This window comes from Cupriavidus cauae (assembly GCF_026210475.1).
Lineage (GTDB): Bacteria > Pseudomonadota > Gammaproteobacteria > Burkholderiales > Burkholderiaceae > Cupriavidus > Cupriavidus cauae.
In genome coordinates this window covers 2,926,828-2,953,224 of the sequence record NZ_CP080293.1, presented here as the reverse complement: position 1 = coordinate 2,953,224, position 26,397 = coordinate 2,926,828, and the positions used below count along the sequence as shown (strand labels likewise).

Sequence of the window (26,397 nt, the reverse complement as noted above, 5' to 3'; positions counted from 1 at the left end):
CCAACGCGGTTGAAACCACGAGATGGCTTACGATCTGGAAGAGCAGGAACAGCTTGAAAACATCAAGGCATGGTGGCGCCAGTACGGCAACTTCCTGACCTGGCTGCTGATTGCCTGCCTGCTGGCCTTCGCGGCCTGGAATGGCTGGAACTGGTGGCAGCGCAAGCAGGCCGGCGAGGCCGCGGTGCTGTACGAGCAGGTGCTGAAGGCCGCCGAGGCGCGCGATGTCGAGCGTACCAAGCGCGCGGCCGGCGACCTCGAGGACAAGTACGGCAAGACGGCCTATGGCCAGATGACGGCGCTGGTCGCCGCCAAGGTGTTGTACGAGGCCGGCGATCTGGCCGGCGCCAAGAGCCAGCTGCAATGGGCGGTCGATCATGGCGACGGTGAGTACCAGCACCTCGCGCGTATCCGCCTGGCCGGCGTGCTGCTCGACGAGAAGGCCTACGACCAGGGGCTGGCGCTGCTCAAGGCCGAGCCGCCGAGCCCGTTCGTCGCGCTGTATGCGGATCGCCGCGGCGACCTGCTGGCGGCGCAGGACAAGCGTGACGAGGCGCGCGCGGCCTACCGCCAGGCGCTCGACAAGCTCGGCGTCGACGAGGCCGGCATGCGCCAGATCATCCAGTTCAAGCTGGACGCCCTGGGCACCGCATAAGCGAGGATGCTGCAGTCGATGCGCCGGCCCGGTCGGTGCATCGACTGCCAGCGAATTTGCCCCGACCCGCTCCCACTTCGCTTCCCACCTTTTTTCAGGAACGCAACCAGATGATGTCGATGCCTAACGGCGCTGCCCGGATCTTTCGCCCTGTTCGCTTGACCCAGGCGCTCGTCGTTGCCTGTGCCACCGCCCTGGCTGGCTGCTCGCTGTTCGGCAAGGCCGACAAGAATCCGCCGGCCCAGCTGCAGCCGGTCACGCAGACGCTGACGGTCAAGGAGGCCTGGCGCGCCAGCGTCGGCAAGAGCGGCCCGTATTCGCTGCAGCCGGTCGCGGTCGGCGACAAGGTCTATGTGTCGTCGCACGGCGGCAACGTGATGGCGCTCGACGGCACCAGCGGTCGCACGCTGTGGAAGGTCGACACCGACGTCGACCTGACCACCGGCCCCGGCAGCGACGGCAATGTGACCGCGGTCGCCGGCGAGAAGGGCGTGGTGTTCGCCTTCGACGCCAGCGGCAAGCAGTTGTGGAAGAAGCAGATCAATGGCGAGATCCTGTCCTCGCCGCTGGTTGGCCACGACCTCGTGGTGGTGCGCACTACCGATACGCGCGTGCTGGGCCTCGATGCACAGACCGGCGAACGCCGCTGGATCTACCAGCGCGCGCAGACGCCGCTGAACCTGCGCGCCGCGATGGGCATGGTGTTCGCCGGCGACGGCATCGTGATGGGCTTCCCCGGCGGCAAGCTGGGCGTGCTGGCACCGTCCAATGGCGTGCTGCGGTGGGAAAGCACGATCTCGTATCCGAAGGGCGTGTCCGAGATCGAGCGGCTCAACGACGTGACGGGCCTGCCGATGATCAACGGCCGCCAGGTCTGCGCGACCACCTTCCAGGGCCGCATCGCCTGCCTGGAGCTCGCCAATGGCCAGCCGCAGTGGGGCAAGGACTTCTCGTCGCCGGTCGGCCCGACCCAGGACGACGTGTCGCTGTTCGCCGCCAACGAGCATTCGGTGGTGTATGCCTTCGATCGCCAGAACGGCAACGAGCGCTGGCGCAACGAGCAGCTGCGCAACCGGCCGCTTGGCATGCCGCTGGCGCTGGGCCGCTCGGTGGTGATCGGCGACTTCGAGGGCTACCTGCATTTCCTGTCGCGCGAGGACGGCAAGTTCGTCGCGCGCGTGCGGGCCGGCAGCAGCCCGATCACCGCCGCACCGGTGGTGGCGGGCCAGACCCTGGTGGTGCAGACCCGAGGGGGCGACGTCTACGGCTATATTCCGGATTGAAGCGCTGACCCAAACAGGGACGGCCGCCACCGCGGGCGTCCCACCGGCGACCGCGCGCTCACCTGTCGGTGCGCGCGACCGCCGGGACCCGACAGCATGGCCGGCCCGCCGCGATGGCGGTGCCGGCCACATGCGTCATGCGGGCCAGTGGCCCGCGGCTTGATTTCACCCGACAGGATTGCCGGCCCGGCGCGTTGCGCCAGGCTGTCGGACCAACCTGATTCTTCGGAGGCATGCCTGGCGCACCGCGCCCGGCGTGGCCCTCCACGATTTGCATGAAACCAGTGATCGCACTCGTCGGCCGCCCCAATGTGGGCAAGTCGACGTTATTCAACCGCCTGACCCGCTCGCGCGACGCGCTCGTCGCGGACCTGCCGGGCCTGACCCGCGACCGCCACTACGGCGAGGGGCGCGGCGCCGACCGTCCGTACATCGTCATCGATACCGGCGGCTTCGAACCGGTGGCCAAGGAAGGCATCGTCGCCGAAATGGCCAAGCAGACCCGGCAGGCCGTGGTCGAGGCCGACGTCGTCATCTTCATCGTCGACGGCCGCCTGGGCCTGGCGCCGCAGGACCTGGTCATCGCCGACTATCTGCGCAAGACCGGACGCCGCGTGATGCTGGCCGTCAACAAGGCCGAGGGCATGAAGTACACCGCGGTCGCGGCCGACTTCTACGAGCTCGGCATGGGCGACCCCTATGCGATCTCGGCCACCCATGGCGACGGCGTGCGCGAACTGGTCGAGGAGGCGCTGGAGGCCGCGGTCGAGCAGCGTCCCGAGCTGGCCGAGCCCGAGGACCAGAACACGCGCGGCATCAAGATCGCGATCGTCGGCCGCCCCAACGTGGGCAAGTCCACGCTGGTCAATACGCTGATCGGCGAGGAGCGCGTGATCGCCTTCGACATGCCGGGCACCACGCGCGATGCGATCTATGTCGAGTTCGAGCGCGGCGGCAAGCCCTATACGCTGATCGATACCGCGGGCCTGCGCAAGCGGGGCAAGGTGTTCGAGGCGATCGAGAAGTTCTCGGTCGTCAAGACGCTGCAGTCGATCGCCGATGCCAACGTGGTGGTGCTGCTGCTCGACGCCCAGCAGGACGTCTCCGAGCAGGACGCGCATATCGCCGGCTTCATCGTCGAGTCGGGGCGCGCACTGGTGGTCGGCGTCAATAAATGGGACGGGCTGGACGGCCATACCCGTGACCGGATCAAGCACGATCTGCAGCGCAAGCTGCAGTTCCTGGATTTCGCCAATTTCCATTTCATCTCTGCCCGCGAACGCAGCGGCATCGGCCCGCTGCTGCGCTCGGTCGACGACGCGTACGCCGCGGCGATGATCAAGATGCCGACGCCCAAGCTCACGCGCGTGCTGCACGACGCGGTGGAGTTCCAGCAGCCGCGCCGCGTCGGTGCGACGCGCCCCAAGATGCGCTACGCGCACCAGGGCGGTTCCAATCCGCCGATCATCGTCGTGCACGGCAATTCGCTGAACGCGGTGCCCGAGACCTATCGGCGTTTCCTGGAAGGGCGTTTCCGCGCGGCCTTCAACCTGAAGGGCACACCGCTTCGAATCGAATTTCGTACGAACAAAAACCCGTACAAGGACTCGAAGGATTGAGTCGGAAAAGGCGGCCAGATGGGGGCGCCGCAGCCCCGTCTGTGGCGCCGAAGTTTCGTTTGCGTTCGTTTGGAACTGCGGCTAAATTCACACTAGCGGGAGCCCCCGCTGGTTGATGCCGGCCTGGTACCGTTTTGATTTTTTTTGACGCGATCTTGCGTCGTCCGACTTGAAACCGGGGATATCGATCCCCATCATTGATCACTAAATCTATAAATTTGGAGTGTGCCATGAGCAACAAAGGGCAATTGCTACAAGACCCGTTCCTGAACGCGCTGCGCAAGGAGCACGTGCCGGTTTCCATCTACCTCGTCAATGGCATCAAGCTGCAAGGTAATATCGAATCCTTCGACCAATATGTCGTCCTGCTGCGTAACACGGTGACGCAGATGGTCTACAAGCATGCGATTTCCACTGTCGTTCCCGCGCGCGCGGTCAATTTCCGCGTCGACGACTCCGCGGAAGGCTGATTCCGACGCCGCTCGCATTTCCGGCCGCGCGCATGCGCGGCAATCACGCTCCGACGCCGCGCCAGCGCCCTCCGGTGCTGGCGCGGCATCGTTCTTTGTATCGTCGCGTTTTGCGGAGCGCGCCTTCCTGTTTCTGATCCCGGTTTTTTCCCGCGCCGCTGTGCGCCCCAAGCTTGCAACCTAGAGCCACTTCCCCCTCCGAACCCACCCGCGCCATTCTCGTCGGCGTCGATTTCGGCAAGCACGATTTCGAAGAGAGCCTGAGCGAGCTGGCGTTGCTGACGTCCACCGCCGGTTCCACGCCGGTGCATACCCTGACCGGCAAGCGTTCGCGTCCGGACCCGGCGCTGTTCATCGGCTCGGGCAAGGCCGAGGAACTGAAGGAAGCGGCCGACGCGCTCGATGCCGACGTGGTGGTGTTCAACCACGCGTTGAGTCCCGCGCAGCAGCGCAATCTCGAACGCTTCCTGAACCGGCACGTGATCGACCGCACGGGCCTGATTCTCGATATCTTCGGCCAGCGCGCGCAGAGCCATGTCGGCAAGGTGCAGGTCGAACTTGCCCAGGTGCAATACCGCGCCTCGCGGCTGGTTCGCGCCTGGAGCCACCTGGAGCGGCAGAAGGGCGGTATCGGCATGCGCGGCGGCCCCGGCGAGCGTCAGCTCGAACTGGACCGCCGCATGCTGGACGACCGCGCCAAGCGGCTCAAGACGGATCTGTCGCGGCTGCAGCGCCAGCACAGCACGCAGCGCCGTGCCCGCGCGCGCAACGAGACGCTGAGCATTTCGCTGGTCGGCTATACCAACGCGGGCAAGTCGACGCTGTTCAACGCGCTGACCAAGGCCCGGGCCTATGCCGCCGACCAGCTGTTCGCGACGCTCGATACGACCTCGCGCCGGCTCTATCTGGACGGCCTGGGCAATGTGGTGCTGTCCGATACGGTCGGCTTCATCCGCGACCTGCCGACCCAGCTGGTGGCGGCGTTCCGCGCCACGCTCGAGGAAACCGTGCATGCCGATCTGCTGCTGCATGTGGTCGATGCCGCCAGCCCGGTGCGCCACGAGCAGATCGAACAGGTCAATCGGGTACTGGCCGAGATCGATGCGGCCGACATTCCGCAGATCGTCGTGATGAACAAGATCGACGCGGCGCCCGAACTGCTCGAGCATGGCCCGCGCATCGAACGCAATGAGGACGGCGTGCCGGTGCGGGTCTTCATCAGCGCGCGCGACGGCATCGGGCTGGACGGCCTGCGCGATGCGATCGTCGAGGCCGCGCGCTGGCTGGCGGAGCGGCCCGCCGCGCCGGAAGCCGCCGATCCGCGGCTGCAGGATCTGCACGAACGCCGCCAGTGGGAGGGCGATGGCGCCGATGGTGCCGATGGCGCGGACGGAGGCGACGGCGTCGGGTTTGCCGATCGCAACGCCGAGGCGGATACCGTTGCCCGGGACGCCGATCCCGCTTCGGACGCCGATTCCGGTCCGGCGTCCAACCCGGCGTCCGACCCGGCTTCCGCTCTCGACTCCGACCCCGATTCGACCCCCGAAGCACCGGCCCCTCGCCGCCTTCCCGATCGCGGCGCGGACTGATGCGGGCGGCGTCAGGCGCCGCCTCCGGCATCAAATGAGCAAAAGTGGCGTCGATGACTGCTAGAATCCCCTCGTTACAACTTTCCCGGAACCGTGCCCTACATGCCCCAGTTCTCCCGGACCTCTGATACAAGCCTTGCCCGAGGCGCCCGTCGGCCGAGCAGCTGGCAGCGTCTGCGCGCGATTCTTTCGCTGAACGATCCCCGCTGGGGCCGTGGCGACAAGGACGACGAGGACAAGGATGGGCGCGACGGCGGACGCGACAACGGCCGTCAGAACCAGCGCCCGCAGGATGGTCCGCCGGACCTGGACGAGCTGTGGCGCGACTTCAATCGCCGCCTGAACAGCCTGCTGGGCCGCAAGGACAACGGCGGCGGCAACAACAACCAGAACTTCGGCGGCGGCACGCGCACGCCCGGCAAGGGTTCGGGCATCGGCGCCGGCGTGATCGCGGTCGCGGTGATCGCGATCTGGCTGGCCAGCGGCTTCTTCATGGTGCAGGAAGGCCAGACCGCGGTGGTGCTGCAGTTCGGCAAGTTCAAGTACACCACGGGCCCCGGTATCAACTGGCGCATGCCGTGGCCGATCCAGTCGGCCGAGATCGTCAACCTGTCGGCGGTGCGTTCTGTCGAGGTCGGCCGTTCGACCTCGATCAAGGACAGCAATCTGAAGGACTCGTCGATGCTGACGCAGGACGAGAACATCATCGACGTCCGCTTCACGGTGCAGTACGACATCCAGGACGCGACCGAATTCCTGTTCTTCAACAAGACCGACCGCGGCGGCGACGAGGAGCTGGTGACTCAGGCGGCCGAGACCTCGGTGCGCGAGATTGTCGGCCGCAACAAGATGGATTCGGTGCTGTACGAGAACCGCGAGCAGATCGCGCAGGGCCTGGCCAAGTCGATCCAGGCGATCCTGTCGGCGTACAAGACTGGCATCCGCGTAATCTCGGTGAACGTGCAGAGCGTGCAGCCGCCCGAGCAGGTGCAGGCCGCCTTCGACGACGTCAACAAGGCCAGCCAGGACCGCGAGCGCGCCATCAGCGAAGGCCAGGCCTACGCCAACGACGTGATTCCGCGCGCCCAGGGTACCGCCGCGCGCCTGGCCGAAGAGGCGCAGGCCTACAAGGCCCGCGCGATCGCGCAGGCCGAGGGCGATGCCTCGCGCTTCCGCCAGGTGCAATCCGAGTACGCCAAGGCGCCGCAGGTCACGCGCGACCGCATCTATCTGGAAACGATGCAGCAGATCTACGCCAATACCAGCAAGGTCCTGGTCGATACGAGCCAGGGCAACAATCTCCTCTACCTGCCACTCGACAAGCTGATGGCGCAGTCGCAGGCCGATCCCCGCGGGGCGGGCGCGGTGCCGCCGCCGGCCACGCCGGCCCCGGTGCCGGACGCCAGCGCCGATACGCGGTCGCGCGAAGCGCTGCGCAATCGCGATCGCGATTCCCGTTGAGGAGAGAACCCAGATGAACCGACTGATTTCCTATGCCATCGGCCTCTTCATCGTGTTGGCGATTGCCTCCTCGATGGTGTTCGTGGTCGACCAGCGGCAGTACGCCGTGGTGTTCGCCTTCGGCGAGATCAAGCAGGTCGTGCGCGACCCCGGCCTGCATTTCAAGCTGCCGCCGCCGCTGCAGAACGTGGTCTTCATGGACCGCCGCCTGCAGACCATCGACGTGGCCGCCGGCGAGCGTTTCCTGACGGCCGAGAAGAAAAGCATGATGGTGGACTGGTTCGTCAAATGGCGAATCACCGATCCGCGCAATTTCTTCGTCGCCTTCGGCGGCAACCTGCGCGGCGCGCAGGACCGCATGACGCAGCGGATCGACGCCGCCGCGCGCGAGGAGTTCGGCCGCCGCACCGTCGCCGAAGTGGTGGCGGGCGAACGCGAGCAGGTCATGCAGAACATCCGCAACAGCATGACCGAGTACGGCAAGTCGGTCGGCGTCGAGATTCTCGACGTGCGCCTCAAGCGCGTCGACCTGTTGCCGGCGATCAGCGAGTCGGTCTATCGCCGGATGGAAGCCGAGCGCAAGCGCGTCGCCAACGAACTGCGCTCGACCGGCGCGGCCGAGGGCGAGAAGATCCGCGCCGACGCCGACCGCCAGCGCGAGGTGGTGCTGGCCGAGGCCTATCGCGAGGCGCAGAAGATCAAGGGCGAGGGCGATGCCCGCGCTTCGCAGATCTACGCCGAGGCGTTCGGGCGCGATCCGCAGTTCGCGCAGTTCTGGCGCAGCATGGAAGCCTATCGCAATACCTTCCGCGACAAGCGCGACGTGCTGGTGCTGGAGCCGGACTCCGAGTTCTTCCGCTACATGCGCTCGTCGGGCGGCACGCAGACGGCGACCCGGCGCTAGCGAGCGTGCCGGCCTCCGCGGGTGCGATGGCGCGATAGCGCGATCGCGCGACAGTGCGGTAGTCCGCTGTGCCCGAACCCCGGCTTGCCGGGGTTTTGTTCGCCCGCGGGACGGTGCGCCATCGATGCCGTCCACTGACCGATCCATTTTGTGCGAGCCGCCCGCGCCCGGCCCGCGACCCACACGAATCAGAGAAGCACCATGTCCAACCACTGGCTCCTGCCCGAGAATATCGCCGACGTGCTGCCGTCGGAGGCCCGCAAGATCGAGGAGCTGCGCCGCCGCATGCTCGATCTGTTCCGCACCTACGGCTACGAGCTGGTGATGCCGCCGCTGCTGGAATACATCGAGTCGCTGCTGACCGGCACCGGCCACGACCTGGACCTGCGCACCTTCAAGCTGGTCGACCAGCTGTCGGGCCGCACCATGGGCCTGCGCGCCGATATCACGCCGCAGGTGGCCCGTATCGACGCCCACCTGCTGAACCGGCCCGGCGTGACGCGGCTGTGCTACGCCGGCAACGTGCTGCACGCGCGCCCGGCGGGCTTTCACGCGACGCGCGAGCCGATCCAGGTCGGCGCCGAGATCTACGGCCATGCCGGCCTCGAGGCCGACGTCGAGATCCAGAACCTGATGCTGGCCGCGCTGCAGTCGGCGGGGCTGGGCGAGGTGCGGCTGGACCTGTGCCATGCCGGCATCGTCGCGGCGCTGCTCGACGGCCTGCCGCCCGCGCGCAGCAACGAACAGGTCCTGTTCGACGCGCTGGAGAACAAGGATGTGCCGGCCTTGCGCGAGCTGACCGCCGGTTTCCCCCAGGTCGAGCGCGACGCGCTGCTGGCGCTGCCCACGCTGTATGGCGGCCCCGAGGTGATCGAGCGGGCCCGCGCGGTGCTGCCCGCCAGCGCGGCCATCGGCCGCGCCCTGGACGAGCTGGCCTTCCTGGCCGGCGAGGTGCGCGATGCCACGGTCAACATCGACCTTGCCGATCTGCGCGGTTACCACTATCACAGTGGAGTCATGTTCGCGGCCTACGTGGCGGGCCTGCCCAACCACGTTGCCCGCGGCGGCCGCTACGACAAGGTGGGCGAGGCCTTCGGCCGCGCGCGTCCGGCCACCGGCTTTTCGCTGGACCTGCGCGAGGTCGCGGCGCTGTCGCCGGTCGAGGTCCGCGCGCTGGCGATCTTTGCGCCGTGGGACGCCGATCCCGCGCTGCGCACCGCGATCGCGGCGCTGCGCGAGGGCGGCGAGATCGTGATCCAGTCGTTGCCGGGCCACACGCACGAGCTTGACGAGTTCAATTGCGACCGCCAGCTGGTGCGCGACGGCGGCCGCTGGGTGGTGGTGCCGCGCTGAGCGCCGGTTCGCCGGACTGAGCGGTTCTCCCTGCAAAATCGGGGATCGGCCCGCAACAAGAGTAGAATACGTTTTTAACCTTCTGACCAGTTCAACATGTCCGCTTCAGCAGTAAGCCAGGGACGCAACGTCGTCGTGATCGGCACCCAGTGGGGTGACGAAGGCAAAGGAAAAATCGTCGATTGGCTTACCGATCATGCAAAGGGCGTGGTGCGGTTTCAGGGTGGCCACAACGCCGGCCACACCCTGATCATCGGCGGCAAGAAAACGATTCTGCGGCTGATCCCGTCGGGGATCATGCGCGAAGGCACCGTCTGCTACATCGGCAACGGCGTGGTGCTGTCGCCCGAGGCGCTGTTCCGCGAGATCGAGGAACTGGAAGGGGCCGGCCTGCAGGTGCAGAACCGCCTGCGCATCTCCGAAGCGGCCACGCTGATCCTGCCGTACCACGTCGCGATCGATCGCGCGCGCGAGACGCGCCGCGGCGCCGGCAAGATCGGCACCACCGGCCGCGGCATCGGCCCGGCTTACGAGGACAAGGTGGCCCGCCGCGCGCTGCGCGTGCAGGACCTGTTCGATCCGCAGCAATTCGCCGAGCGCCTGCGCGAGAACCTCGACTTCCACAACTTCATGCTGACCCAGTACCTGGGCGCCGAGGCCGTGGACTTCCAGCAGACGCTGGACGAGGCGCTGGCCTATGCGCCGCGCCTGGCGCCGATGGTCGCCGACGTGTCGGCCGAGCTGTACGCGGTCAACGCCGCCGGCCAGAACCTGATGTTCGAGGGCGCGCAGGGCACGCTGCTCGACGTCGATCACGGCACCTATCCGTTCGTGACCTCGAGCAACTGCGTGGCGGGCGCCGCCACCGCGGGCGCCGGCGTGGGTCCCGGCCGCCTGCACTACATCCTGGGCATCACCAAGGCGTATTGCACCCGCGTCGGTTCGGGCCCGTTCCCCAGCGAGCTGTACGACAACGACAACCCGCGCCGCCAGGACCCGGTCGGCGTGCGCCTGGCCAATGTCGGCAAGGAGTTCGGTTCGGTGACCGGCCGTCCGCGCCGCACCGGCTGGCTCGATGCCGCCGCGCTCAAGCGCTCGGTGCAGATCAACGGCGTGTCGGGCCTGTGCATGACCAAGCTGGACGTGCTCGACGGTCTCGACACGATCCGCCTGTGCGTCGGCTACATGCTGGACGGCAAGCAGATCGACATGCTGCCGCGCGGCTCCGACGCCGTGGCGCGCTGCGAGCCGATCTACGAGGACTTCCCCGGCTGGAACGAATCGACCTTCGGCATCAAGAGCTGGGATGCGCTGCCCGAGGCCGCGCGCCAGTACCTGAAGCGCATCGAGGAAGTGGTCGGCATTCCGATCGACATGATCTCGACCGGTCCGGACCGCGACGAGACCATTCTGCTGCGCCATCCGTATCTGATCTGATTCGGTGATCTGATCCGACGCAGCCGCGGCCCCGCCGCGGCGATCGATGGAAATCCGGCCCGCGCAAGCGGGCCTTACTGTATCCCCCGCACGGGAAGACCCCATAACAAAGCAGCAACGAAGAGCAAGCGATGACCCTGCCTCAGAACGATGACGAGAACCTGTGGATCTCGTGGGACGAATACCACCGGCTGATTGCCCGCCTGTCACTGAACGTGCACGAGTCGGGCTGGCGTTTCGACAAGATCCTGTGTCTCGCGCGTGGCGGCCTGCGCGTCGGCGACCAGATGTCGCGCATCTTCGACGTGCCGCTGGCCATCCTGGCCACCAGCAGCTACCGCGAGGCGGCCGGCACGGTGCAGGGCGATCTCGATATCGCGCAGTACATCACGATGACGCGCGGCGAGCTGAGCGGCCGCATCCTGCTGGTCGACGATCTGGTCGACTCGGGCGTGACGCTCGAACGCGTCGGGCGCCATCTGCAGGAGCGTTACCCCGCGGTGACCGAGGTCCGTTCGGCGGTGCTGTGGTACAAGGCCTGTTCGAAGGTCAAGCCCGACTACCACGTCAGCTTCCTGCCGACCAATCCCTGGATCCATCAGCCGTTCGAGGAATACGACACGCTGCGTCCGCATAATCTCGCCGCGTGGCTCAAGCGCGGCAAGCGGGCCGAGGGCGAGGGCGGTCAGGGCTGATCGGCGTTCGGACCTCTCCCTTTCCCCGGCCCTCGCCGGCAATCGGGAGAGGGGGAACACCATAGGCAGAGCCGAGGGTCCCCCGGTTTTCTCGCCTCTGCCGCTTGCGGGAGAGGGGCCGGGGGAGAGGGCGGCGCACCACCTGCGCCCACGCTCCATCCCCCCATCCCTTCAATATCCCACCGTAAACCGCTCGCGCGAATGCGCGTGCCGTTCCAGTTCGTCGACCAGCGCGACGGCGAAGTCCTCCATCGAGATCCAGCTCTTGCCGTTGGCGTCGGCCAGCAATTCGTCCTTGCCGATCCGATAGCTGCCGGTGCGCTCGCCCGGTTCGAGCAGCGCGGACGGTGACAGGAAGGTCCAGTCCAGTTCCTGTTCCGCCCGCAGCGCGTTCAGGAAGTCGCGGCCGGCGAGGGCTTCGGCCTTGTAGGCCTCGGGAAACGTCGGCGTGTCGACCAGTTGCACGCCCGGCGCGACATACAGGCTGCCCGCGCCGCCGACCACCACGACACGCTTCACGCCCGCCTGGCGGGCCAGCTGCAGCAGCGGCTCGGGACCGGCCTGCGCGAAACGCACCGCGCTGACCAGCGCGTCGTGGCCAGCCAGCGCCGGCGCCAGCTTCGCGGTGTTGGCGAGATCGGTGATATCGGCGTCCAGCCGTTTCAGGCCGGGGCGATCGGCCAGCGTGCCGGCGTGGCGCGCGATGGCGGTGACGGTATGGCCGCGGCGCAGCGCTTCGTCGGCGATGCGGCTGCCGACGCGTCCGGTGGCACCCAGGATGGCGATTTGCATGGTGGAACTCCTTCACAGGTTGGCTTCGCGAGGAAGCAGAACGAAAGACGAAGCGAGGCGACGCACGCACATATGAAACCAGCGTAGTTACATATGCGGACAAAAAAATTCAGCGCCGCCGCGCGCGCGCCGACCGCTCGACGTCGGCCAGCATGCCGGCGATCGTGGTCTGCGCCAGGTTTTCCTCCATCGCGGCCTGCGCCTTGTCGGTGATGCGGGTCAGCGCGCCGGTGATCTCGCGTCCGACCATGCAGGCCGGATTCGGCGCGCCGGCATGCAAGGCGATCAGGCTGTCGGACTCCACCGCGCGAAATACGTCGCGCAGCGTGATGGTGTCCGCGGGCCGCGCCAGCGAGGCGCCGCCGGCCGCGCCCATCGCGGTCGAGACCAGTCCGGCCTGCGCCAGCACGCCGATCAGCCGGCGGATCAGCGCCGGATTGGTGCCGACGCTGCCGGCGATCAGCGAGGACGGCAGCGGCGCGTCGGCGCTGGCCAGCAAGGTCAGGATATGGACGGCAACGGCGAATCGGCTGCTGGTCGACATGGCGGGAAGCGTTGAAGTGAAACCATTGTAGTTACATATGCGCGCGCTGTCAACCATGACGCGGATATTTGGGCCGGGGAGTCGGTCGAGCAGCGGGGAATACTGCGCGGAAGGAGGCGCGAAAGGAGGCGCTGAAGAGGGCGCTGAAGAAGGCGCGGAATAGGGCGGGGAAGAAGGCGCGGAAGAAGGCGGGCAATCGGCATGGGATCCAAGCCGCCGCCATGTCAAAGGAATGCCGGAAGCGCCACTGAAGCTGATACACTGCGCCTTGATGTCGAGGTGCGGCGATGACGGTCGCGCCCGGCGCAAGGGGCGGTGCAGTCGCGATCGGTTCGAGCGGTGGTTCGAACGCTGGTTCGGCCGGCAGCAGGCGCGCCGCAAGCAGTGAAAGATGGTCGTCGGCCGCGCAAGGTCGGCACATGGTCGGAATTTTTCGGGACGCGATCCCGGGGATCCGGGGCAACCGGCGCACACGGCGCCGAACTGGAGCGCCAATGGCCCGATCAAAGCAGAACGCGCAAGCGATCCGGATGGAAATGCAGATGCAGGCGGGAAAGAAAAAACCCGCAGCGCCGGAAAGCGATGCGGGTTTTTTGATCTGGTGCCCAGGAGAGGACTCGAACCTCCACAGTGTTGCCACCGCTAGGACCTGAACCTAGTGCGTCTACCAATTCCGCCACCTGGGCAGGTGTCGAAACAACCGAAGCGCTCATTATAGCGACGACAATCGATTTGTCAAATCCTCTTTAGAAGAAATTGAATCAGAACAACTATCCGATCCCGAGTCGGGAAGAAATCCTCGGCGTCCTGCGTACCTCCGGTTCGCCACTGTCGGCCGGCGATATCGCCAAGGCCCTCGCCGTCACGCGCAAGGAGCATGACGGCTTCCAGAAACGGCTGGCCGCGATGGAACGCGACGGCCAGATCGAACTGAACCGCAAGGGCCGCTACGAGCTGGCGCACCAGCCCAACTTCGTGGTCGGCCGCGTGCAGGGACACCGCGACGGCTTCGGCTTCCTGATCCGCGACGACGGCGAGGACGATATCTTCCTGCCCGAGCGCGAGCTGCAGAAGGCGATGCACAACGACCGCGCCCAGGTGCGCGTGATCGGCTACGACCGCCGCGGCCGCCCCGAAGGGCAGATCGTCGAGATTGTCGAGCGCGCCAACCGTTTCGTCATCGGCCGCCTGCTCAGCGAGGGCGGCGTGCTGGTGGTGGCGCCCGAGGACAAGCGCATCAGCCAGGACATCCTGATCCCGCCGCGCGCGCAGGGCAAGGCCAAGGTCGGCCAGGTCGTCAGCGTCGAGATCGTCGAATATCCGGACCGCTATGTGCAGCCGGTCGGCCGCGTGGTCGAGGTGCTGGGCGAGATCGACGACCCCGGCATGGAGATCGAGATCGCGGTGCGCAAGTACGGCGTGCCGCATGCGTTCTCGCCGGCCGCGCTGAGCGAGGCCGCCGCGCTGCCCGACGAGGTGCGCGATGCCGACCTGGAACACCGCATCGACCTGCGCGACGTGCCGCTGGTGACGATCGACGGCGAGGACGCGCGCGACTTCGACGACGCGGTCTACTGCGAGCCGGTCAAGATCGGCCGCGCCAAGGGCTGGCGCCTGATCGTCGCGATCGCCGACGTCTCCCACTACGTGCGTCCCGGCACGCCGCTGGACGCCGATGCGCTGGACCGCGCCACCTCGGTCTACTTCCCGCGCCGCGTGATTCCGATGCTGCCGGAGAAGCTGTCGAACGGCCTGTGCTCGCTGAACCCGCTGGTGGACCGGCTGTGCATGGTCTGCGACGCGGTGGTCACCGCCAAGGGCGAGCTGAAGGCCTACCAGTTCTATCCCGCCGTGATGCATTCGGCCGCGCGCCTGACCTACAACGAGGTCTGGGCGGTGCTGTCCAACACCAAGGGTCCGGAAGCCCACAAGCGCGCCGAGCTGGTGCCGCATCTGCAGAACCTGTACGAGCTGTACCAGGTCCTGCTGAAGGCGCGCCGCGAGCGCGGGGCGATCGACTTCGACACTACCGAGACCTATATCGTCTGCAATGCGCAGGGCAAGATCGAGCAGATCCTGCCGCGCACGCGCAACGACGCGCACCGGCTGATCGAGGAATGCATGCTGACCGCGAACGTCTGCGCGGCCGACTTCCTCGAGCGCTTCAAGCACCCGGCGCTGTATCGCGTCCATGCCGGGCCCAGCGAGGAAAAGCTCAAGGCGCTGCGCGAGTTCCTGAAGACCTCGGGCCTGTCGCTGGGCGGCGGCGACAAGCCGCAGGCCTCGGACTACGCCGAGGTCATGGACAAGATCAAGGCGCGTCCCGACGCCCCGCTGCTGCAGACCATGCTGCTGCGCTCGATGCAGCAGGCGGTCTACAGCCCCGACAACATCGGTCACTTCGGCCTGGCCTACGAGGCCTACGCCCACTTCACCAGCCCGATCCGGCGCTACCCGGACCTGCTGGTGCACCGGGCGATCAAGGCGGTGCTGGCCCATACCAAGTACCAGCCCGCGTTCGCGCCGGGCACCGCGCTCAATACCGCGATCTCGCCGAAGGCGCGCCGCATGCAGGCCAAGGACGAGGCCGCGCGCGCCGAGAAGATGGCCGGCCGCGCGCGCCGCAACGAAGCGGTGTGGGACGAGCTGGGGCTGCACTGCTCGGCCAACGAGCGGCGCGCCGACGAGGCCTCGCGCGACGTCGAGGCCTGGCTCAAGTGCTATTTCATGCGCGACAAGCTGGGCAACGAGTTTGCCGGCACGGTCAGCGCGGTGACCTCGTTCGGCATCTTCGTCCAGCTCGACGAGCTGTATGTCGAAGGGCTGGTCCACGTGACCGAACTTGGCAGCGACTACTTCGAGTATGACGAGGCGCGCAACGAGCTGCGCGGGCAGCGCACCGGCATCCGCTACCGGCTGACCGACCGCGTGCGCGTGCAGGTCTCGCGCGTCGACCTCGACGCCCGCAAGATCGACTTCCGCCTGGTGCAGGAGCCGTCGGCCAAGAGCCTGCGCGCGCGCCCGACCACCGAGCCGGCGCCGCATGTGCCCGCCGCGCACGCGCTGCCGGCGCGCAAGAAGGGCCGCCAGCTGGCCGCGCTGCTGGGCGGCACCTCCAAGCCGGAGGAGTCGTTCGACGAGACGCTCGATCGCGTGTTCGAGGAGCAGCCGGTGTTCGAGGCGGTGATCACGCCGGTCAAGGCGCGGCCCGAAGGGGGCACCGGCGGTACCGGCAAGCCGTCCAAGCGCGCGGCCAAGCCCAAGCCGGCCGGCGTGGGGCGCAAGGCAAGCGGCAAGACCGCGGCCAAGTCGACCGCCAGGTCGACCACCAAGCGGACCGGCAAGGCCGCCGGCAAGACGGCCCACAAGACCGCGTCGAAGAAGTCGACGCGGACGCGCTGAGGCGGGCCGTGAGCCGGCAATAAGCCAGCGGCAGGCCGATGGCAGGCCTGCGGCAAGCCGGCGCCAGGGCCGCGCCGGCCGGCGGGCCATGGGCGGGTACAATCCCGCCCATGGCCAAACAAAAACTTCTGATCGGCTTTCACGCCGTCACCGCGCGCCTGCGCCAGGACGCGGCCGGCGTCTCCGACGTCTATATCGAGTCCGCCCGGCGCGATCGCCGCATGCAGGACTTCATCCGCCTCGCCGAGGGACTCGGCGTGCGTCTGCACCCGGTCGATGCCGAGCGCCTGCGCGGCATGGCGGGCACCGACCGCCACCAGGGCGTGGTCGCCCGCGCCGAGGACGTGTCGCTGGCGCTCAATCTCGACGAACTGCTCGACGGCATCGAAGGCACGCCGCTGCTGCTGGTGCTCGACGGTGTCACCGATCCGCACAATCTCGGCGCCTGCCTGCGCGTGGCGGATGGCGCCGGCGCCCATGCGGTGATCGCACCCAAGGACCGCAGCGTCGGCCTGAACGCGACGGTCGCCAAGGTCGCCAGCGGCGCGGCCGAGACCGTGCCGTATATCACTGTCACCAATCTGGCGCGCACGCTGCGGGAACTGCAGGAGCGCGGCATCTGGGTGGTCGGCACCGCCGACGGCGCCGAGCGCACGGTCTACGACATCGAGCTCAAGGGCCCGACCGCGCTGGTGATGGGCGCCGAAGGCGAGGGCATGCGGCGCCTGACGCGCGAGACCTGCGACGAGCTGGTGTCGATCCCGATGGCCGGCGGCGTCGAAAGCCTGAACGTGTCGGTCGCCAGCGGCGTCTGCCTCTATGAAGCGGTGCGCCAGCGCCGCGCGGCGGCGCGTTGAGCGGACCGTCCGATGAAGGGGGCGCGATGCTGATCGATGCCGCCGGCCTGGCCGACGCGCGGCGACGCATCGCGGCGGCCAGCGACATCCTGGTGCTGACCGGCGCCGGCATTTCCGCCGAGTCCGGCGTGCCCACCTTCCGCGATGCGCTGACGGGCCTGTGGGCCCGCTTCGATCCCGAGCAACTGGCCACCGAGGATGCCTACCGCCGCCAGCCCGGCCTGGTGTGGGACTGGTACCAGCATCGCCGCGCGCTGGTCGCGGCGGCGCAGCCCAATCCCGCGCATCACGCGATCGTCGCGCTGGCCGCGCAGAAGAAGGTGACCCTGGTCACGCAGAACGTCGACGGGCTGCACCAGCGCGCCGGCAGCACCGACGTGATCGAGCTGCACGGCAACCTGTTCGCCAACAAATGGCTAGACGGCTGCGGCCGCTGCGAGGCCGCGCCGGACGACGGCCGCAGCCCGCCGCGCTGCATCCATTGCGGCGCGCTGATGCGACCCGGCGTGGTGTGGTTCGGCGAGGACCTGCCGCGCGTGGCGCGCTACCGCGCCGAGCATGCGGCGCAGACCTGCGACCTGTGCCTGGTGGTCGGCACCTCGGGCATGGTCTATCCGGCGGCGGGGTTGCCGGGCCTGGCCAAGGACCATGGCGCGGGCGTGATCGTCGTCAATCCGCAGCCATCGGCGCTCGACGCCACCGCGGACCTGGTGCTGTCGGCCCCGGCGGGGCAATGCCTGCCGATGCTGTGGGACCGGGCGGACGGCTGACGCGAGCCCCGGCAAGTCCAGGCCCGCCTGGGGCAAGGCAAAGCGCGCCTGGGGCAAGCCCGGACGCGCGTGGCCAGGTCAAAGGGCCCCGGGGGCGAGGCGGGGCCTCGCCCGTCATCCTTCAGGAGAAGGTCTCGGCGATCAGCCGTTCCAGCTTGATCGCATCCGCCGCGAAGGCGCGGATGCCCTCGGCCAGCTTCTCGGTCGCCATCGCATCCTCGTTCAGCTGCCAGCGGAAGGCCGGCTCGTCGCAATGCACGCGCGCGATATGGCCCGCCTGGGCGTCGTCCACCGACAGCTTGCGCTCGACCGGCGCCGTGCTGGCCGCCAGCTGCTCCAGCAGCTCGGGGCTGATCGTCAGCAGATCGCAGCCGGCCAGCGACAGGATCTGGTCGGTGTTGCGGAAGCTCGCGCCCATCACTTCGGTCTTGTAGCCGAAGCGCTTGTAGTAGTCGTAGATCTGCCGCACCGAATGCACGCCCGGATCGGCATCGCCGCTGTTGGCGTCGGGGTTCCACTTGTCGCCGGCCTGCTTGCGGTACCAGTCCAGGATGCGGCCGACGAAGGGCGAGATCAGCTGGGCGCCGGCCTCGGCGCAGGCCACCGCCTGCACCAGCGAGAACAGCAGCGTCATGTTGCAGCGGATGCCTTCGCGCTGCAGCACCTCGGCGGCGCGGATGCCTTCCCAGGTCGAGGCGATCTTGATCAGCACGCGCTCGCGCGGCACGCCGGCGCGTTCGTACAGCGCGATCAGATGGCGCGCTTTCTCCACGGTCGCCGCGGTATCGAAGGACAGCCGCGCATCGACCTCGGTCGACACCCGGCCCGGCACGATCTTCAGGATCTCGCCGCCGAAGGCGATCAGCAGCGCGTCCATCACGGCATCGACGCCGGCGTCGTGATGATCGCGCACGGCCTTCTCGAGCAGCGGCCGGTACTCCGGCTTCTGCACGGCCTTCAGGATCAGCGACGGATTGGTGGTGGCGTCCTGCGGCGTGTACTGCTTCATCGCCTGGAAGTCGCCGGTATCGGCCACCACGGTGGTGAACTGCTTCAGTTGCGCTAGCTGGTTCATGATGGATTGCGTCGGACGGGAAAGAAATCGGAACGGGGACACCGCGTAGGGGCCAGGTCATGGCTGCATCGGTGCAAGGCCATATCGGTGCAGCGTGTCGTGGGTCCACCTCGGGGACCGCGTCGGCTCATTGTACCGGCCCATTGTGCGACCCCTGGCGGCCCCGGCGCAATCCGTTACACTACGCGGTTTCCGCAACCGACTTTTCCGGCTCCGCACCGTACCGCACCGCGGTACACGGTGGGACCCAAGGCAGCAGGCAATGACCCAGGATGAACTGAAGGCGCAGGTGGCGCAGGCCGCCGCGGACTATGTCGAGAAGGAAGTCCCCGAAGGGGCGGTGCTCGGTGTCGGCACCGGTTCGACCGCCAACCTGTTCATCGATGCGGTGGCGCGCTTCAAGGACCGCTTCGCCGGGGCGGTATCGAGCTCCGAGGCCTCGACGCGCCGCCTGCAGCAGCACGGCTTCAAGGTGCTGGACCTGAACGAGGTCGACGAGATTCCGGTCTACGTCGACGGCGCCGACGAGATCGATGCCAGCGGCGCGATGATCAAGGGCGGCGGCGGCGCGCTGACGCGCGAGAAGATCGTCGCCTCGGTGGCGCGCACCTTCGTCTGCATCGCCGACGCCAGCAAGCTGGTTGGCGTGATGGGCCAGTTCCCGCTGCCGGTCGAGGTGATTCCGATGGCGCGGGCCGCGGTCGCGCGCCAACTGGCGGCGCTCGGCGGCCAGCCGCGCCTGCGCATGACCAAGGAAGGCGGCATCTACAAGACCGACAACGGCAATGTGATCCTGGACGTCAGCGGCCTGGCCATCGGCGACCCGAAGGGCATGGAGCAGGCGATCAACCAGCTGCCCGGCGTGGTGACGGTGGGACTGTTCGCGCTGCGCGGCGCGGACGTGCTGCTGCTGGGCACGGCCGACGGCGTGCGGCGCACGGACTTCTGAGCCCGCGGCAGCGCGAAAGCGCACGCCCAAACTAAAAAAGGCGCCGCAAGGCGCCTTTTGTTCTTCCCACCCCTCTTTCCCGATCGGCGGGGAAAAGGGGCAGGGGACAGGCCGGGCAGCCGGCTCAGCCCTGCGGCGGCACATACCCCGCCGCCTGGTCCGCGCCCTCGCCGAAGAAGTACTTCTCGGTCTGCTTCAGCAGATACTGGCGCGCACGTGCGTCGGCCATGTTCAGGCGGTTCTCGTTGATCAGCATGGTCTGGTGCTTGAGCCAGCCGGCCCAGGCCTCCTTCGACACGTTCTGCCAGATCTTCTTGCCCAGTTCGCCGGGCAGCGGCGGGAAATCGAGGCCCTCGGCCTCCTTGTTCAGCTTGACGCAATGGACCATGCGGGCCATGGGGGACTCCTTCTGTCTTCTGTTCGTGGGATCGCGGCGAGCCGCGCCGTGGGGCGCGCTATGGTGGGCGATGCCGTGGGCGCTCTCGTGCGCAATGCCGTGGGCTTGCCGGCGGCGTTCGTACGGCGGCTATTGTAACGAAGCGGCCGCGTCCGCCGCGGGCCGCCCCTACCGCGCTTGCAGTTTTACAGTTTCTTCATCAGCACCATCGACTTGCGCTGCCAGTTGTACAGCTTGCGCTTGTCCTCGGGCAGGTCGTCGACGCTGGCGCGCACGAAGCCGCGCTTCAGGAACCAGTGCTCGGTGCGGGTCGTCAGCACGAACAGCCGATCCAGGCCGAGCGCGCGCGCGCGCCGCTCGATGCGCTTGAGCAGCCGTTCGCCGTCCCCGGTGCCCTGGGCATCGGGCGACACCGTCAGGCAGGCCATCTCCGCCATGCCTTCGCGCGGATAGGGATAGAGCGCGGCACAGCCGAACAGCACGCCGTCGTGCTCGATCACCGAGAAGTTGCCGATGTCGCGCTCGATCAGATGGCGGCCGCGCGGCACCAGCGTGCCGTCCTGCTCGAGCGGGGCGATCAGCTGCACGATCGCGCCGACATCGTCCAGCGTGGCCTCGCGCAGGCTCTCCAGGTCGGTGTCCGAAATCATCGTGCCGACGCCGTCGTGCAGGAACAGCTCCAGCAGCACCGAGCCGTCCAGGTCGAACGGGATCAGGTGCGCGCGCGGCACGCCGCCCTTGAGCGCCTTGACCAGATGCTGCAGGTAGTAGGCCACGTCGGGCGGCAGGTGGTTGTTCTGCAGACGCTCGACCGCGGTGCGCAGCGACATCTCGGGCATCAGCTTGCCGACCGGGTCGAGCACGCCCGGCACCTCGGTGATGAAGATCAGCTTGTCGGCCTTCAGCGCGGTGGCGGTCGCGCTGGCCACGTCCTCCATCGACAGGTTGAAGGCCTGGCCCGTGGGCGAGAAGCCCAGCGGCGACAGCAGCACGATCTTGCCGTGCTGCAGCGACATGCGCACCGAGTCGCCGTCGATCTTGCGAACGAGACCGGTGTGCTGGTAATCCGTGCCCTCGACGATGCCGACCGGCCGCGCGGTGACGAAGTTGCCGGACACCACCGACAGCTGCGCCCCGGCCATCGGCGTATTGGGCAGGCCCTGGCTGAAGGCGGCCTCGATATCGAGGCGCAGCTCGCCCGAGGCTTCCTTCGCGCATTCGAGCGCGGCGTTGTCGGTGATGCGCAGGCCGTCGACGAAGCGCGATTCGACCTGGCGCAGCGCCAGCTGTTCCTCGACCTGCGGGCGCGAGCCGTGGACCAGCACGATCTGCATGCCCATCGCGTGCAGCAGCGCGACGTCGTTGACCAGCGCGTTCAGCATGCCGGCCTTGACCAGCTCGCCGCCGAAGGCGATCACGAAGGTCTTGCCGCGGAAGGTATGGATATACGGCGCGACCGCGCGCAGCCAGTCGACGAACTGCTGGCGGTCCGGTCCGGGCGCGGCGCGCTCGGGCGTGGCCGGGGCCTTCGTCAGGCTGGGCACATCGGGCGTGCTGGCAGGAACGGCCACGGTCGCGGCCGGCGGATCGGCAGAGTGGGCTGCGGAGTCGGCGGCAGGGGCCACGGCAGGGTCGGCGGCAGGGGCCACGGCGGGGTCGGGCAGGGGATCGCCGGCCGCGTCGTTGTGCGCGCCGGGTGTTGGGGTCGTGGCGGTTCTGGCGTTCATGGCGCGGATTATAATCCCCGCCAATGTCCGAACAACGCCCCGTCCCACCCGCAGCCCCGCGCCGCAGGCCGTCCCGACCGCAGTCCGCACGCCAGTCCCAGGGTCCATCCCACGGCTCGTCCCAGGGCCCGACCGAAGACAAGTCCGAACGCCCGTCCGAACGCTCGTCCGAACGCAAGCCCGAGCGTCGCTCAGAAGGCCAGCCCGAACGTCGCCCCGACGGCCAGCCCGGACGTCGCTCCGACGGCCAGCCTCAACGTCGCCCCGAAGGTCAGCCCGCACGTCGCCCCGAAGGTCAGCCCGCACGTCGCCCCGAAGGCCAGCCTGCACGTCGCCCCGAAGGCCAGCCTGCCGGTCAAGCCAGCCGCCGGTCGCCGCGCCGCACCGCGCCGGCCAATCCGCTGCCGCCGATCACCTTCCCCGAGGCGCTGCCCGTGTCGGCGCGGCGCGACGAGATCGCGCGCGCGATCGAGCAGCACCAGGTGGTGATCGTCTCGGGCGAGACCGGTTCGGGCAAGACCACCCAGCTGCCGAAGATCTGCCTGTCGATCGGCCGCGGACCGGCACGCGCCGATGCCGCCGAGACTGCAGATGCCGCAGAGGGCAACGACGCTACCGATGCCGCCGATGCCCCGGAGGGCGGACGTACCGCCGGCGGCAAGGACGGCCAGGCCAGGCGCCAGGGCGGCCTGATCGGCCACACCCAGCCGCGACGCATCGCCGCGACCTCGACCGCCAAGCGCATCGCGCAGGAGCTCGGTTCGCCGGTGGGCGAGCACGTCGGCTACCAGGTGCGCTTCAACGACACCATGTCGCCGGGCGCGTCGATCAAGCTGATGACCGACGGCATCCTGCTGGCCGAGACGCAGACCGATCCGCTGCTGCGCGCCTACGACACCATCATCATCGACGAGGCCCACGAACGCAGCCTCAACATCGATTTCCTGCTGGGCTACCTGAAGGAGATCCTGCCGCGCCGCCCGGACCTGAAGGTGATCATCACCTCGGCGACGATCGACGCGCAGCGTTTCGCCGAACATTTCGGCAGCGGCGGCAAGCCGGCACCGGTGATCGAGGTCAGCGGGCGGCTGTATCCGGTCGAGATCCGCTATCGGCCGATCGCCGAGGACGGCGGCCGCGGCGACAAGGGGGCCGACAAGGGCGGCGACAAGGGAACCGACAAGGGCAGCAGGTCGGGCGACGGTCCCTTCAAATCGGCGCAGGCGCGCGAGCGCGACCTGTACGACGGCATCGTCGACGCCGTCGACGAGCTGAGCCGGCTCGGTCCCGGCGACGTGCTGGTGTTCCTGCCGGGCGAGCGCGAGATCCGCGAGGCCGCCGAGGCGCTGCGCAAGCACCATCCGCCCCACACCGAGATCCTGCCGCTGTTCGCGCGGCTGTCGGTGCAGGAGCAGGAGCGCGTGTTCAAGCCCTCCAACGCGCGCCGCATCGTGCTGGCCACCAACGTCGCCGAGACCTCGCTGACGGTGCCCGGCATCCGCTATGTGGTCGACACGGGCCTCGCGCGCGTCAAGCGCTATTCGTATCGCAACAAGGTCGAGCAGCTGCAGATCGAGCCGATCTCGCAGGCCGCCGCCAACCAGCGCGCCGGCCGCTGCGGCCGCGTCGCCGACGGTGTCTGCATCCGCCTCTACGACGAGGCCGATTTCGCCGCGCGCCCGCGCTTTACCGATCCCGAGATCCTGCGCTCGTCGCTGGCCGCGGTGATCCTGCGGATGAAGGCGCTGCGCCTCGGCGCGATCGAATCGTTTCCCTTCATCGAGCCGCCGCTGGGCCGCGCGATCGCCGACGGCTATCAGTTGCTGCAGGAGCTCGGCGCGGTCGACGAGGGCAATGCGCTGACCCCGCTGGGCCGCCAGCTCGCGCGCCTGCCGCTGGACCCGCGCGTGGCCCGCATGATCCTGGCCGCGCGCGACCAGCATTGCCTGCGCGAGATGCTGATCATCGCCAGCGCGCTGTCGGTGCAGGACCCGCGCGACCGGCCGCAGGAGGCACAGGAGGCCGCCGACCAGGCGCACCGCAAGTTCATGGACGAACGATCGGAATTCCTCGGCTGGGTCAAGCTGTGGAAGTGGTTCGAGGACGCGGTCGCGCACAAGAAGAGCAACCGCCAGCTGCAGGACCAGTGCCGCGCCAACTTCCTGTCGCACCTGCGGCTGCGCGAATGGCGCGACGTCCATTCGCAGCTGCTGACCACGGTCGCGGAGCAGGGCTGGAAGCTCAACGACAGCGAGCCGACCTACGAGCAGGTCCACAAGGCGCTGCTGACCGGCCTGCTCGGCAATATCGGCCAGAAGCTGGACGAGGCCGACGGCCGCGGCCGCGAGTACCTGGGCGCGCGCGGCATCAAGTTCCATCTGTGGCCCGGCTCGCTGGTGGCGCGCAAGATGGGCCGGTGGCTGGTGGCCGCCGAACTGGTCGAGACCAGCCGGCTGTTCGCCCGCACGCTGGCGCGCATCGAGCCGGACTGGCTCGAGCAGGTCGGCCGCCATCTGCTCAAGGTCAGCTGGAGCGATCCGCACTGGGAAAAGAAGGCCGGCCAGGTGCTGGCGATGGAGCGCGCCACGCTGTACGGGCTGACGGTCTACCAGCACCGGCGCGTGCACTACGGCCCGATGAATCCGCGGGAGGCGCGCGAACTGTTCATCCGCCGCGCGCTGGTCGAGGGCGAGTTCGATACGCGGCTGCCGTTCTTCGCGCACAACCAGCGCCTGGTCCGGGAAATCGAGAACCTCGAGCACAAGGCGCGCCGGCAGGACGTGCTGGTCGACGACGAGCTGATCTACGCCTTCTACGACCGCCACATCCCGGCCGACATCCATCAGCAGACCAGCTTCGAGCAGTGGTACCAGGCCGAGAGCGCGCGCGACCGCAAGCTGCTGTACCTGAACCGCGAAGAGCTGATGCGGCACGAGGCGGCCGGCATCACCACCGACCTGTTCCCGAAGACGCTGAACGTCGCCGGCGTCGACATGGGCTTGAGCTACCACTTCGAGCCCGGCAGCCATCGCGACGGCGTCACGCTGACGGTGCCGCTGTACGCGCTGAACCAGATCCGGCCCGAACGCGCCGACTGGCTGGTGCCGGGCATGATCAAGGAGAAGGTGCACCTGCTGCTCAAGTCGCTGCCGCAGAAGCTGCGCCGCCATTGCGTGCCGCTGCCCGACTATGCCGGGGGCTTCGTCGAGCGCCGGCCGTTCGCCGAGGGCGAGCTGATCGACGTGCTGATCGCCGATATCCGCGAGCAGACCGGCACCATGATCCGGCGCGCGGACTTCAAGCTGGAGACGCTGCCGGCCCACCACTTCATGAACTTCAAGGTGGTCGACGAGCACGGCCGCCAGCTCGACATGGGCCGCAACCTGGCGCAGCTGCGCGCCGAGCTCGGCGGGCAGGCGCAGCAGTCGTTCCAGAGCCTGGTCGCGCGCGAGGCGCCGGTCGCCGAGGCGGGGCAGTACGAAGGGCTGACCGGATGGACGTTCGGCGAGCTGCCCGAGCTGCTGGAGATCCGCAAGGGCAACCGCACGCTGTTCGGCTATCCGGCGCTGGTCGATCGCGACACCCACTGCGACGTCGAGGTGTTCGACGACCCGCAGGAGGCCGAGCGGCTGCACCACGCCGGGCTGCGGCGGCTGTTCGCGCTGCAGCTGCGCGAGCAGGTCAAGTTCGTGCAGAAGAACATCCCCGGCCTGTCGCAGATGGCGATGCAGTACATGACGCTGGGCACGCAGGACATGCTGCGCGACCAGATCGTGACGCTGGCGCTGGAGCGCGCCTGCATGCAGGCGCCGCTGCCGCGCAACGAGGCCGAGTTCGCCGCGCGCAAGGAGGAGGGCCGCGGGCGGCTCGGCCTGCTGTCGCAGGAGATCGCCCGGCTGGCCGGCACCATCCTGGCCGAATACGCGGCGCTGCCGCGCAAGCTGCTGCAGGCCAAGCCCTTCGCCGCCGCGCATGCCGACATGCAGGCCCAGCTGTCGCAGCTGATGGGCAAGCATTTCCTCAGCGAGACCCCCTACGACAGGCTGGTGCATTTCCCGCGCTATCTGAAGGGCATCGCGATGCGGATCGACAAGCTCAAGGGCGATCCGGCCCGGGATACCCAGCGGCAGCAGGAGATGGCGCCGCTGCTGCAGCAGTGGCAACGCGCGGACAAGCAGCGGCGGCAGGCCCGGGGCGGCGAGGATGCCCGGCTGGAGGAATTCCGCTGGATGCTGGAGGAGCTGCGCATCGCGCTGTTCGCGCAGGAATTGCGAACGCCGGTGCCGATGTCTGTCAAGCGTCTGCAGAAGGTGTGGGAGTCGATGCAACGGTAGGACGGCCTGCGCACGATTTTGGCGCGTCCGGTCATCGAAACGGTGGGGCTCGACGTTAGAATGCGTGGGCCTTGGCGGTCGCAT

20 protein-coding genes, 1 tRNA gene and 1 pseudogene are annotated in these 26,397 nt (G+C 68.3%); 15 read left to right on the top strand and 7 right to left on the bottom strand.

The features are described 5' to 3' along the window. Window positions 1-22: 22 nt before the first annotated feature. From KZ686_RS13195 to KZ686_RS13150, 10 genes and pseudogenes are all read left to right on the top strand, one after another. Entirely contained in the window at window positions 23-655 is a 633-nt protein-coding gene (locus KZ686_RS13195; RefSeq protein ID WP_149319161.1) for a YfgM family protein, read from the top strand. 113 nt (window positions 656-768) lie between these two features. Further along, window positions 769-1,938, top strand: a complete 1,170-nt coding sequence (gene bamB, locus KZ686_RS13190; protein WP_407648548.1) for an outer membrane protein assembly factor BamB — start codon at window positions 769-771, stop codon at window positions 1,936-1,938. Between the two features lie 275 nt (window positions 1,939-2,213). Then, window positions 2,214-3,557 (top strand): ribosome biogenesis GTPase Der, encoded by a 1,344-nt coding sequence (gene der / locus KZ686_RS13185; protein WP_226108660.1) that lies wholly within the window; start codon window positions 2,214-2,216, stop codon window positions 3,555-3,557. Window positions 3,558-3,787: 230 nt separating this feature from the next. Continuing rightward, window positions 3,788-4,027, top strand: a complete 240-nt coding sequence (gene hfq / locus KZ686_RS13180; protein WP_006577126.1) for an RNA chaperone Hfq — start codon at window positions 3,788-3,790, stop codon at window positions 4,025-4,027. Window positions 4,028-4,200: 173 nt separating this feature from the next. After that, window positions 4,201-5,370 (top strand): annotated as a pseudogene (hflX, locus tag KZ686_RS13175) (GTPase HflX); the annotation flags it as partial. A gap of 348 nt (window positions 5,371-5,718) precedes the next feature. Further along, on the top strand, window positions 5,719-7,077 hold the full coding sequence (gene hflK / locus KZ686_RS13170) for an FtsH protease activity modulator HflK (protein ID WP_149319158.1): 1,359 nt from the start codon (window positions 5,719-5,721) through the stop codon (window positions 7,075-7,077). Between the two features lie 13 nt (window positions 7,078-7,090). Then, window positions 7,091-7,981, top strand: a complete 891-nt coding sequence (gene hflC, locus KZ686_RS13165; protein WP_265632600.1) for a protease modulator HflC — start codon at window positions 7,091-7,093, stop codon at window positions 7,979-7,981. Window positions 7,982-8,182: 201 nt separating this feature from the next. After that, window positions 8,183-9,334, top strand: coding sequence for an ATP phosphoribosyltransferase regulatory subunit (locus KZ686_RS13160; RefSeq protein WP_265632599.1), 1,152 nt, complete (start codon window positions 8,183-8,185; stop codon window positions 9,332-9,334). 96 nt (window positions 9,335-9,430) lie between these two features. Beyond that, on the top strand, window positions 9,431-10,771 hold the full coding sequence (locus KZ686_RS13155) for an adenylosuccinate synthase (RefSeq protein WP_149319155.1): 1,341 nt from the start codon (window positions 9,431-9,433) through the stop codon (window positions 10,769-10,771). Window positions 10,772-10,902: 131 nt separating this feature from the next. After that, entirely contained in the window at window positions 10,903-11,466 is a 564-nt protein-coding gene (locus tag KZ686_RS13150; RefSeq protein WP_006577131.1) for a phosphoribosyltransferase, read from the top strand. Window positions 11,467-11,637: 171 nt separating this feature from the next. Here the strand turns inward: KZ686_RS13150 and KZ686_RS13145 are convergent, their stop codons facing one another. The 4 genes from KZ686_RS13145 to KZ686_RS13130 form a co-directional block, all read right to left on the bottom strand. Further along, window positions 11,638-12,258 (bottom strand): NAD(P)-dependent oxidoreductase, encoded by a 621-nt coding sequence (locus KZ686_RS13145; RefSeq protein ID WP_149319154.1) that lies wholly within the window; start codon window positions 12,256-12,258, stop codon window positions 11,638-11,640. A gap of 109 nt (window positions 12,259-12,367) precedes the next feature. Then, a complete protein-coding gene (locus KZ686_RS13140) occupies window positions 12,368-12,802 on the bottom strand; it encodes an Rrf2 family transcriptional regulator (RefSeq protein WP_149319153.1) in 435 nt (144 codons plus the stop codon). Window positions 12,803-12,851: 49 nt separating this feature from the next. Beyond that, window positions 12,852-13,442 (bottom strand): hypothetical protein, encoded by a 591-nt coding sequence (locus KZ686_RS13135; protein ID WP_265632598.1) that lies wholly within the window; start codon window positions 13,440-13,442, stop codon window positions 12,852-12,854. Beyond that, window positions 13,402-13,488 (bottom strand) — tRNA-Leu (locus KZ686_RS13130). Before KZ686_RS13130 ends, KZ686_RS13135 begins: the two co-directional genes overlap by 41 nt. Window positions 13,489-13,558: 70 nt before the next feature. On the opposite strand from KZ686_RS13130, the gene rnr reads away from it, so the two are divergent. The 3 genes from rnr (at window position 13,559) to KZ686_RS13115 (ending at window position 17,831) form a co-directional block, all read left to right on the top strand. Continuing rightward, a complete protein-coding gene (rnr, locus tag KZ686_RS13125; RefSeq protein WP_149319152.1) occupies window positions 13,559-16,204 on the top strand; it encodes a ribonuclease R in 2,646 nt (881 codons plus the stop codon). Window positions 16,205-16,314: 110 nt separating this feature from the next. Beyond that, entirely contained in the window at window positions 16,315-17,061 is a 747-nt protein-coding gene (gene rlmB / locus KZ686_RS13120; RefSeq protein ID WP_149319151.1) for a 23S rRNA (guanosine(2251)-2'-O)-methyltransferase RlmB, read from the top strand. Between the two features lie 26 nt (window positions 17,062-17,087). Next, window positions 17,088-17,831 (top strand): SIR2 family NAD-dependent protein deacylase, encoded by a 744-nt coding sequence (locus tag KZ686_RS13115; protein ID WP_150084103.1) that lies wholly within the window; start codon window positions 17,088-17,090, stop codon window positions 17,829-17,831. A gap of 121 nt (window positions 17,832-17,952) precedes the next feature. On the opposite strand, the gene tal is transcribed toward KZ686_RS13115, so the two are convergent. Then, window positions 17,953-18,906, bottom strand: coding sequence for a transaldolase (gene tal, locus KZ686_RS13110; RefSeq protein ID WP_149319150.1), 954 nt, complete (start codon window positions 18,904-18,906; stop codon window positions 17,953-17,955). A gap of 262 nt (window positions 18,907-19,168) precedes the next feature. Here tal and rpiA point away from each other — a divergent pair, with 262 nt between their 5' ends. Next, the gene (rpiA, locus tag KZ686_RS13105; RefSeq protein ID WP_149319149.1) at window positions 19,169-19,855 is read left to right on the top strand and encodes a ribose-5-phosphate isomerase RpiA; all 687 of its coding nucleotides are present in this window, start codon (window positions 19,169-19,171) and stop codon (window positions 19,853-19,855) included. Between the two features lie 124 nt (window positions 19,856-19,979). Here the strand turns inward: rpiA and KZ686_RS13100 are convergent, their stop codons facing one another. Further along, entirely contained in the window at window positions 19,980-20,252 is a 273-nt protein-coding gene (locus KZ686_RS13100) for an oxidative damage protection protein (RefSeq protein ID WP_149319148.1), read from the bottom strand. 185 nt (window positions 20,253-20,437) lie between these two features. Further along, window positions 20,438-21,787 carry an amino-acid N-acetyltransferase gene (gene argA / locus KZ686_RS13095; protein WP_187829255.1) on the bottom strand — a complete coding sequence of 450 codons (1,350 nt, stop codon included), beginning with the start codon at window positions 21,785-21,787 and terminating at the stop codon, window positions 20,438-20,440. Between the two features lie 215 nt (window positions 21,788-22,002). On the opposite strand from argA, the gene hrpA reads away from it, so the two are divergent. After that, window positions 22,003-26,313, top strand: a complete 4,311-nt coding sequence (hrpA, locus tag KZ686_RS13090; RefSeq protein ID WP_265632597.1) for an ATP-dependent RNA helicase HrpA — start codon at window positions 22,003-22,005, stop codon at window positions 26,311-26,313. Window positions 26,314-26,397: the final 84 nt, after the last annotated feature.